General features: G+C 62.8%; 1 protein-coding gene. It reads right to left on the bottom strand.

Annotation, left to right across the window (positions count from 1 at the left end):
- Positions 1–79: 79 nt before the first annotated feature.
- Positions 80–339: acyl-CoA dehydrogenase family protein (locus OZ411_RS43225; protein ID WP_282532842.1), on the bottom strand; the 260-nt coding region annotated here is incomplete at its 5' end.

Below are 339 nucleotides of genomic sequence, written 5' to 3'. Positions count from 1 at the left end.
CGCAACTCCTGGCAATGCTCCGGCAGCCGGATGGGATCGAATCGCAATGCTGTTGTCATGGTCTTGGCTCCCAATCCGGTTAACGCGATGCAATCAGCGGCCACAGTTCATCGGCGCCGCGCCTGCCGATCCACCGGCCGAGTTCGGAGGACCAGTAGCTCTCGCTTCCAAAATCATCTCGCCACGCCAGAGCGCGCAATGTCAGGCGATGCAGTACATGCTCGGCCGTGAAGCCGATGGCGCCGTGCACCTGATGCGCGATCGACGTGCCCTTGTCGGCGGCCTCGCCGCAGCGAATCTTTGCCGACGCCACCTCAAGCAAGATGCCGTCCGTATCGC

This window comes from Bradyrhizobium sp. Arg237L (genome assembly GCF_029990105.1).
In the GTDB taxonomy this organism is placed as follows: Bacteria; Pseudomonadota; Alphaproteobacteria; order Rhizobiales; family Xanthobacteraceae; genus Bradyrhizobium.
This window is presented reverse-complemented; position numbering and strand designations above follow the sequence as displayed.